The sequence below is a fragment of the Streptomyces sp. NPDC016845 genome (assembly GCF_044332585.1).
GTDB lineage: Bacteria > Actinomycetota > Actinomycetes > Streptomycetales > Streptomycetaceae > Streptomyces.
In genome coordinates this window covers 1-1312 of the sequence record NZ_JBIRPI010000078.1, presented here as the reverse complement: position 1 = coordinate 1312, position 1312 = coordinate 1, and the positions used below count along the sequence as shown (strand labels likewise).

Genomic DNA, 1312 nt, shown 5'->3' with positions numbered 1-1312 from the left:
GACTAGGCCGTGTTTTAGGTCCGGGTTCCGTTCCTTGCCTCTTGCCGTGATGATCACTGTGTGGGGCGTGGGGATCTTTCTGATGAGCAGTGGTCAGTGCTGGAGTCGTTGTTGCCTGCGGCGGGTGTAGGTCGCAGGTGGCCGGGGCGGCGACGGCTGGTGGATGGTGTGCGTTGGCGGGTACGAACGGGTGTTCCGTGGCGTGACCTGCCGCCGGAGTACGGGCCCTGGCAGACCGTGTACGGGTTGTTCCGGCGATGGCAGCGGCAGGGGGTGTGGGCCCGGCTGCTGACGCTGTTACAGGCGCGGGCCGATGAGGCCGGGCTGATCACGTGGGAGGTCAACGTCGATTCCACAATCTGCCGGGCTCACCAGCATGCGGCTGGTGCCCGCCGGGACGGGGCAGGGCAGAAGGAGGCGCCTGGTGGTGTCGCCATCGAGCCTGACGACCACGGGCTGGGCCGGTCAAGGGGCGGGTTCACCACGAAGATCCACCTGGCCTGTGAGCAGGGTCAGAGACCGTTGTCACTGCTCATCACCGCCGGGCACCGGCACGACAGCCCGCAGTTCGAACCGGTTCTGGAGGCCATCCGGGTACCTCGGACCGGTGCTGGCCGGCCGCGATCCCGGCCCGACAAGGTGCGGGCGGACAAGGCCTACGGCTCCCGCGCGAACCGCGCTTACCTGCGCAGACGCGGCATCGGGTGCACGATCCCGGAGAAGGCCGATCAAGTCCGCAACCGCAAGAAGCGTGGTTCGCGAGGCGGCCGGCCGCCGACGTTCGACAAGATCGATTATCGCGAACGCCATGCGGTCGAGTGCGGGATCAGTCGTCTCAAGCAGCACCGGGCAGTGGCCACCCGGTTCGACAAGCTCGCGGTGCGCTACGAGGCGACGGTTCACGTCGCGGCGATCCGCCAGTGGTTGTGAGCCGTCGGGCGGCCAGGCGGCCGTGTCATGCTGGCCACCGGCACTTCGGGCAGCACACGCATGGGGAGGTCCCGTGGCAGCTGATTACTACTGCGCGGACAGCGAGAACGGCGACCACGTCGACGACCCGTCCGAGGACGCCCTGTTCGAGCTGGTCAGCGATCTGAACGGCACAGACAACACCTTCGTCGTCATCCAGCCCGACGAGGACGATCCCGCCTGGTTCGCGTCCGTCGCCGTCCTGGAAACGGGCGGCTACGAGATCGTCCGGCGTGACACCAGCCGCCGCGAGCACGACGTCACCGTCGAGACAAGCATCGACCAGATCGCGGGCGACCTCACCAAATGGATGGCCATCCGCGCTACCTAAAACACGGCCTAG

The 1312-nt window shown here is 67.3% G+C and carries 2 protein-coding genes; both read left to right on the top strand.

Annotated elements, in window-relative coordinates; translation table 11 throughout:
* Positions 1-60 precede the first annotated feature (60 nt).
* Entirely contained in the window at positions 61-930 is an 870-nt protein-coding gene (locus ACH4RC_RS42495) for an IS5 family transposase (RefSeq protein ID WP_398210520.1), read from the top strand.
* A 73-nt stretch (positions 931-1003) separates the two neighbouring features.
* A complete protein-coding gene (locus ACH4RC_RS42490) occupies positions 1004-1300 on the top strand; it encodes a hypothetical protein (protein ID WP_398210517.1) in 297 nt (98 codons plus the stop codon).
* Positions 1301-1312 lie beyond the last annotated feature (12 nt).